Source organism: Maledivibacter halophilus (assembly GCF_900167445.1).
Classification (GTDB): Bacteria; Bacillota; Clostridia; order Peptostreptococcales; family Caminicellaceae; genus Maledivibacter; species Maledivibacter halophilus.
Genome location: NZ_FUZT01000033.1, coordinates 1 through 8407, shown reverse-complemented (window position 1 = coordinate 8407; position 8407 = coordinate 1). Strand labels below are relative to the sequence as shown.

Here is an 8407-nt window from a genome sequence, read left to right as displayed (position 1 = left end):
ATTTAAGCTTACTTGAAAGATTCACTAGACCAGAAATGCTTGAGCAAATGACAATGGGGGAAAAGTTTTTGGGGTCAATGTATATAGCAATTCTGGGAATGGCCGTAACCTTTATAGCCCTTATGATCCTATGGGCGTTAATTATAATAATGGGTAAGGCATTAAACACTACAAAGCCTAAGAAAAGTGAAGTAGATGTTATAGATAAAACGCCAGCACCTGAGCTAAAGAAGAAGGAATCTGCAGAGGTAGAGGAAGAACCAGAGGAGCTTGTGGCAATTATTACAGCAGCAATAGCAGCAAGCCTAGGAACATCTACCCACAATATAGTAGTAAGAAACATTGTGAGAACTGCTGATACTACTCCAGCTTGGGGAAGAGCAGGCAGAGTGGATCAAATGAATAGAATGCTTTAGAGACAATTAATAGTTAATAATGAATAATTGGTTGGGTCGTTTCTTTAGAGATAAAAGACGAAAAAATTATATATAAAAACAGGCTTATAACATGAACGAAAAGGAAATATTAATACTCCCGATATAGGAACTAGTACAACGAGTTAAAGTATATATGATCTACAACTTAAGGATATAATTAGAAAACTTATAGTTTAAATTAAGGAGGAATTTAGACATGAGAAAGTTTAATATAACTGTAAATGGTAAAGCATATGAAGTAGATGTAGAAGAAATAGGAGGAGCAGCTCCAGCAGCAATATCAAGACCAGCGGCAGCTCCAAGACCGGCAGCACCTACGCCAAAGGCTGCACCAAAGCCAGTAGCGCCTACACCAAAGGCAGCACCTACGCCGGCTCCAGCAGGAGGAAATACAGTAACAGCACCAATGCCAGGAACAGTACTGGATATAAAGGTAAATGAGGGAGATACAGTATCCAATGGAGATGTACTTCTTATATTAGAAGCAATGAAAATGGAAAATGAAATAATGGCACCTGCAGATGGAAAGGTAGTATCAGTAAATATTTCCAAGGGTGCATCGGTAAATGCAGGAGATGTTCTTATAGTTTTAGGATAGGTCTATAGCAAAAAAAATGAACATGTCAAAGGAAAGGAGATGCAGGGATGGGTGAAGCTATACTTAAATTCATACAAACTACCGGATTTGCTTCCCTACAGTGGCAGCAGGTAGTAATGATTTTTATTTCATGTGTACTATTATACCTGGCCATCAAAAAGGGATTTGAACCACTTTTATTAGTTCCCATTGCTTTTGGTATGCTTTTAACTAATCTTCCAGAAGCAGGACTTTTTGCAAAACAAACAATAGACCCAGTTACAGGTCATATAAATCCAGGAGGATTACTTCGTTATTTTTACTATGGAGATGAACTTGGAATATTTCCACCAATTATATTTATGGGAGTAGGAGCCATGACCGACTTTGGTCCCCTAATAGCTAATCCAAAATCATTACTATTAGGAGCGGCAGCACAGTTTGGTATATTTACAACCTTTTTAGGAGCAATACTTTTAGGCTTTACAGGTCAACAGGCAGGAGCTATAGGTATCATAGGCGGAGCCGATGGACCTACAGCAATATTTTTAGCATCAAAGCTTGCACCGGAAATACTTGGGGCCATAGCCGTGGCAGCATATTCCTATATGGCACTGGTTCCAATAATACAGCCACCAATAATGAAGGCCCTTACCACAAAGGAAGAGCGTGTGGTAAAAATGGAGCAGCTGAGAAATGTATCAAAGATAGAGAAGATATTATTCCCAATAATGGTAACTCTTGTGGTATCCCTTATGCTTCCACCGGCAGCCACATTGGTTGGAATGCTAATGCTTGGGAATTTGTTTAAAGAATCAGGAGTTGTAGGAAGATTAACGGACACAGCAACAAATGCACTAATGAATATAGTTACAATATTCCTTGGATTATCAGTTGGGGCCTCAGCAGAGGCATCAAAATTCTTACAGCCGGAAACCATAAAGATAATAGTTCTAGGAGTACTTGCCTTTGGAGTTGGAACAGCAGCAGGAGTAATACTTGGTAAAATAATGTATAAATTATCGGGAGGAAAGGTAAATCCCCTTATAGGCTCAGCAGGAGTATCAGCAGTACCTATGGCAGCAAGGGTATCCCAGGTAGTAGGGCAAAAAGAAAATCCATCAAACTTCTTGCTTATGCATGCAATGGGACCTAATGTTTCAGGTGTTATTGGTTCTGCCGTTTCTGCTGGAGTTTTACTTTCACTATTTGGATAAAAGTAGTTTATCTATTTTGTATTGTTTCAATAATTTTCAAAAATAAATTTGGACAGGGGTATTATCCTCTGTCCAAGTTTTTTATTTTTAGCTAATAAATTTTGTATATATTCTATTGCATAAATTTGAAAACTATAAACTTTATTTTTACATGATAGTTAATTTAATATATAATTGAGAAGTGTAAGAAAGTTTATTTATAATAAAAAGAATAATTATAAAGCTCATAAGCTGAATTTTAAAATATAAATGATATACAAAAAATGATTTAAAAGCTTGAAAATTATTTATTGAAATTTAAAATGTATAGCTTCATAAAATGGCTTTATCCATTACTGGAGGTTTTAAATTGAAAAAGGAAGTATTAGAAGTACTTAAAAAGAACAAAAATAACTTTATATCGGGAGAACAATTAAGTAATAGATTAGGTGTGACTAGAACTTCTATTTGGAAACAGATTAATATTTTAAAAGAAGAAGGTTATAAAATTGAATCTATATCCAGAAAGGGATATAAATTAATAGAAGAACCAGATATCCTATCAAGGGATGATCTTTTAATAGAGCTCCAAAACAATAAACTAGGTAATGATATATATTATTTTAAGACGATTGATTCAACAAACAATTATGGAAAAAAATTAGCCTTGGATGGGGCTTTAGAAGGAACAATTGTGCTTAGTGATGAGCAAACTGGAGGAAGAGGAAGGTTAGGCAGGGCTTGGGTATCTCCACCTGGGACAAGTATTTCTATGTCTATTATACTACGGCCAACTATATATCCTAATGAAGCTGCAAAAATAACTGAGATAACTGCTGCTGCAGTTGCTAATGCTATTAGTAGAGTTACAAAGCTGAAAACAGGAATTAAATGGCCCAACGATATAATTATTAATAGTAAAAAAGTATGTGGAATACTTACTGAAATGAGTGCTGAAATAAATAGTATTAATTATGTAATAGTGGGAATGGGAATTAATGTGAATATCAATGAATTTCCTGATGAGATAAACAATGTGGCAACATCACTTAAAAAGGAATTGAACATGGAAATATCCAGGAAAGAACTTGTAATTAATATAGTAAATGAATTTGAAAAATTATATTATGATTTTATTAATACTGGTGATTTAAGTAAGACAGTAGAGATTTGTAAAGAAAAATCTGTGATTTTAGGTAAGATGATTAAAATAATTAACAGAAATGAAATTATAATTGCTAAGGCTATAGATATAGACGAGAATGGAGAATTGATAATAAAAAAGGATGATGGAGAGATAATAAATATTATATCTGGAGAAATTTCTGTAAGAGGAATAAATAGTTATATTTAGAAATAAAATTTCTGAATTACTATTATCAAAATATATTCTACTTAGATTAAGTACATTATTACTATATACAGCTGTTCTAAATTTGCATTATATAATTATTTGAGCAAATTGCATAATTACCTCTTTAAAAAACTAACTACCACATATTGCTTTCAAATCTTCGAAGCTATACCATATATGTTATGCAATTTTGACAAATTGGAGTTATGCAATTTCCTCATTTCAGTTTTAAAGATTATTATTGATATAATCTCTTAAAAATGATAATATACTAAAGATGAAATATTAAAGTGAGATTAATTTTATAAGATTAAATTATATATGGCGAGGTTGCTTATTCGTGCAAGGAATCTTTCACATTTTTTTATTATAACAGATGATAAGTAGGTGATTTTTTTGTTATTGGCTTTTGATGTTGGTAATACAAATATTGTTTTAGGTGTATACAAAGATAAAAGATTAATAAAATATTGGAGAATGTCTACAGATAAATCCAAAACATCTGATGAACTTGGTATGCTGGTAAATCAATTTTTTGAATACGATGGTGTAGATGTGAATGATATTACAGATGTAATAATATCTTCAGTAGTACCAAATATTATGTATTCACTTCAGCATATGGCTTATAAGTATTTTAATAAGGAAGCTATTGTAGTTGGGCCCGGTATAAAGACAGGTATAAATGTTAAATATGATAACCCCAGACAAGTTGGAGCTGATAGAATTGTTAATGCTGTTGCAGCATTTCATAAATATGGAGGGCCTATAGTAGTTGTTGATTTTGGAACAGCCACTACATTTTGTGCTATATCTGCAAAATGTGAATATCTTGGGGGGACAATTTCACCAGGGATAAAAATATCTAGTGATGCATTGTTTCAAAAAGCTGCAAAATTACCTCGTGTTGAATTAAATAAACCCAAAAAACTTATATGCAAAAACACTGTTCAAAGTATGCAGTCGGGAATTATCTATGGATATGTAGGACTAGTTGATTATATAGTTGATAGAATGAAAAAAGAGCTGAAAAATAAAGAGGCTAAGGTGATAGCAACTGGTGGACTAGCAAGCTTAATAGCAACGGAATCAAAAACAATAGATTATGTAGATAGGTTTTTGACTCTTGAAGGATTAAGATTAATATATAATATGAATAAATCATAATAATTTAGCAGGTGATATATTGAAAATAGGAAATGTAAATATTGACAGTCCAGTTGCTCTTGGACCTATGGCAGGTGTTACAGATCTCACTTTTAGAGTGATATGCAAAGAGTTTGGATGTGGAATCGTATTTACAGAAATGGTAAGTGCAAAGGGTATATTTTATAATGATCCCAAAACTAAAGAATTAATGAAAATTGAAGCAAAGGAACGACCGGTGGCTCTTCAAATTTTTGGGTCAGATCCTAAAATAATGGCAGAGGTTACAAAACAAATCAACAAACATGATTATGATATATTAGATATAAATATGGGATGTCCAACTCCTAAAATTGTAAAAAATGGTGATGGGTCAGCCTTATTAAAAAATCCAAAGCTTATTGGAAAAGTAGTGAAAAGTGTAGTAGCTGCGTCTGAAAAGCCAGTAACTGTTAAAATAAGAAAGGGCTGGGATGATAACAATATAAATGCTGTTATGGTATCTAAAATAATAGAAGAAAGTGGAGCCAATGCAATATCGATTCATGGAAGAACTAGAGAACAATTTTATACAGGAAAAGCAGATTGGGAAATAATAAGAAAAGTTAAGGAAGCTGTTTCTATACCTGTGTTCGGGAATGGTGATGTGTTTTCGGTAGAAGATGCTAAAAATATGAAAGAAATGACTAATTGTGATGGAATTATGATAGCTAGAGGTGCTCAGGGGAATCCATGGATATTTAAAAGGGTAATTCATTATTTTAGAACCGGGGAAATTTTACCTCCACCAACTGTAGAGGAAAAAATAACTATGTGTATAAAGCATCTGCATATGTTGATAGAAAACAAAGGTGAATATATAGCTATAAGGGAAATGAGAAAACATTGTGCATGGTATCTTAAGGGTATAAGAAATGCAGCTAAGATTAGAAATGAAATAAATACAGCTAAAAGTGTGGATATGATAGAAAGACATATTAAAAAAATCCTTGACTATTAGAAACATAATATTTACCTATCACAAATTTTTAAAACATAAGAAAATTAACATCTTGACAATAAATTACAACTACATTATAATAATGCGCATAAGTATAAGCACTGAGTCTCCAGTGCTTATACTATTAAATTAATGCTAAAGATTTAGTTGTAAGAATAATTTTAAAAAAATAACATATATTAGGGAAATAAGCATTGCTTAATCTCAGCTTTGATTGCTTATTTTAGAAAAATTATTACATTATAATATAAAATCATAAAGGAGAGGGAATAAATGGTTGACAAGGAAATAATTTTAACGAAACAGGGGCTGAAAAAAGTAGAAGATGAACTGGAAGAACTAAAAGCAGTAAAAAGAAAAGAAGTAGCTGAAAAAATAAAGCAAGCATTGGCTTTTGGAGATATAAGTGAAAATTCCGAGTATGATGAGGCTAAAAATGAACAGGCCCAAGTAGAAGAAAGAATAGCAAAACTTGAAACAATGCTAAGAAAAGCTAAAGTTGTTGATGAGAGCCAGATATCAAAGGATATTGTAAGTATTGGTGCAACTGTAAAAGTTATGGACTTGGAATTTGATGAAGAAGTAGAATATACCATTGTTGGATCAGCTGAAGCAGATCCCTATGAACTAAAAATTTCTAATGAATCTCCTGTTGGAAAAGCTTTGCTTGGACATAAAGTAGGAGAAGTTGTTGAAGTGCAAATTCCAGATGGAGTTACCAAGTATGAAATACTTGAAATAAAAATACAGTAGGAGGTATAGTATTAAATGACTGAAGAACAAAATCTTAATGAAGTACAGAGGATAAGAAGAGAAAAGCTGAAAAATTTGCAGGAAATAGGTCGAGATCCATTTAAAATTGAAAAATACGAGAGAACAGCATTCAGCACTAATATTAAAAATAATTTTGAAGAATTTGAGGGAAAAGAAGTAAAAATAGCTGGAAGAATTATGGCCAAGAGGACAATGGGAAAGGCTAGTTTTATAGATGTATTGGATAGAGACGGAAGAATTCAGTCATATGTTAGAAAAGATGCTATAGGTGAAGAAGAGTATGAAATATTTACTACATATGATTTAGGAGATATAGTAGGTATAAGGGGTACGGTATTTAAGACAAAGAAACAGGAAATCTCAATCAGAGCAGATGAAGTTCAGCTCTTATGTAAATCATTACAAGTATTGCCTGAAAAATGGCATGGATTAAAGGATACGGAACTTAGATATAGACAGAGATATATTGACCTTATTGTAAATCCTGAAGTTAAGAAAACATTTATAAAGAGAAATAAGATAATCAAAGCCATAAGGGAGTTTTTAGATGAGAGGGGTTATTTAGAGGTTGAAACTCCAATACTAACAACTATTGCTGGAGGGGCAGCAGCAAAACCCTTTTTAACTCATCACAATACATTGGATTTAGATATGCAGATGAGAATTGCAAATGAGCTTTATCTAAAGAGACTTATTGTAGGTGGATTTGATAAGGTCTATGAAATGGGTAAAATGTTCAGGAATGAAGGAATTTCTATTAAGCATAATCCTGAGTTTACTAATATAGAGCTTTATGCAGCATATGAGGACTATGAATATATGATGGATATAACTGAAAACTTAGTTGCATATTGTGCAGAAAGGGCTCATGGCACAACTGTTATAAATTATCAAGGCACAGAAATAGACTTTAAACCACCTTGGAAAAGAGTGTCCATGCACGATTTAGTTGAGGAGAAGACAGGTGTTGATTTTTATAGCTTAGAAACTGATGAAGAGGCTAGAAGAATTGCCAAGGAAAAGCTTCATTTAGAAATAGAAGAGCATATGACAAAGGGACTCATAGTTAGTCTTGCTTTTGAAGAATACTGTGAGAAAGATTTAATTCAGCCAACATTTGTAATGCATCATCCTGTAGAGGTGTCACCATTATCTAAGAAAAATCCTGATAACCCACTATTTACTAACAGGTTTGAAGCTTTTGCCAATACATGGGAGATTGCTAATGCATTTTCAGAATTAAATGATCCAATTGACCAGAGGGAAAGGTTTGAACAACAGCTTAAGCAAAGAGAATATGGAGATGAAGAGGCACATCCAATGGATGAAGACTTTATAAATGCATTAGAAGTAGGGTTACCTCCTACAGGTGGACTTGGAATAGGTGTTGATAGACTTATGATGTTACTTACTAATTCAGCATCGATAAGAGATGTGATATTCTTTCCAACTATGAAGCCTATAGAATAGTAGAATATTTTGAGAGAGTATGTATATTTTATTTGTGCATATTCTCTTTTGCACCCTTTCTTTATACAAAATTTGCTAAATAATTTTCAAACAAAAGTATTGACAAAACAAATTGTCTATGGTACTATATTTAAGCGTCGTTAACAAAGAACTAAATGGAACATAAAACTTTGGACATTGAAAACTGAACAGTGTAAGGATAAAAAACATGTTGAACGATTGATGTAAAAGTCAACGTTTAGCCTGACCAATAAAAGGTCAAACCCGAAAATTTTATTTAAGAGTTTGATCCTGGCTCAGGATGAACGCTGGCGGCGTGCTTAACACATGCAAGTCGAGCGAGAAGGCTTTAACTAATCCTTCGGGAGAAGATAGAGCTGGAAAGCGGCGGACGGGTGAGTAACGCGTGGGTAACCTGCCTTGTACAGAGGGATAGCCGCCGGAAACGGTGAT

The 8407-nt window shown here is 33.2% G+C and carries 8 protein-coding genes and 1 rRNA gene; all 9 read left to right on the top strand.

All coding sequences use genetic code 11. The features are described 5' to 3' along the window. A partial coding sequence (locus B5X81_RS26890; RefSeq protein WP_244282265.1) for an OadG family protein occupies nucleotides 1-416 on the top strand: 416 nt, incomplete at its 5' end. A 217-nt stretch (nucleotides 417-633) separates the two neighbouring features. After that, nucleotides 634-1035 carry a biotin/lipoyl-containing protein gene (locus tag B5X81_RS26885; protein WP_079496094.1) on the top strand — a complete coding sequence of 134 codons (402 nt, stop codon included), beginning with the start codon at nucleotides 634-636 and terminating at the stop codon, nucleotides 1033-1035. Nucleotides 1036-1082: 47 nt separating this feature from the next. Continuing rightward, a complete protein-coding gene (locus B5X81_RS26880; RefSeq protein WP_079496093.1) occupies nucleotides 1083-2231 on the top strand; it encodes a sodium ion-translocating decarboxylase subunit beta in 1149 nt (382 codons plus the stop codon). 349 nt (nucleotides 2232-2580) lie between these two features. After that, nucleotides 2581-3564, top strand: a complete 984-nt coding sequence (locus tag B5X81_RS26875) for a biotin--[acetyl-CoA-carboxylase] ligase (RefSeq protein WP_079496092.1) — start codon at nucleotides 2581-2583, stop codon at nucleotides 3562-3564. 396 nt (nucleotides 3565-3960) lie between these two features. Then, complete coding sequence (locus tag B5X81_RS26870) at nucleotides 3961-4731, top strand: type III pantothenate kinase (protein WP_079496091.1); 771 nt, start codon at nucleotides 3961-3963, stop codon at nucleotides 4729-4731. 19 nt (nucleotides 4732-4750) lie between these two features. After that, entirely contained in the window at nucleotides 4751-5710 is a 960-nt protein-coding gene (gene dusB / locus B5X81_RS26865) for a tRNA dihydrouridine synthase DusB (protein WP_079496090.1), read from the top strand. Nucleotides 5711-5983: 273 nt separating this feature from the next. Beyond that, entirely contained in the window at nucleotides 5984-6463 is a 480-nt protein-coding gene (gene greA / locus B5X81_RS26860) for a transcription elongation factor GreA (protein ID WP_079496089.1), read from the top strand. A gap of 15 nt (nucleotides 6464-6478) precedes the next feature. Then, a complete protein-coding gene (lysS, locus tag B5X81_RS26855) occupies nucleotides 6479-7954 on the top strand; it encodes a lysine--tRNA ligase (RefSeq protein ID WP_079496088.1) in 1476 nt (491 codons plus the stop codon). A 273-nt stretch (nucleotides 7955-8227) separates the two neighbouring features. After that, nucleotides 8228-8407, top strand: a 16S ribosomal RNA gene (locus B5X81_RS26850); the annotation flags it as partial.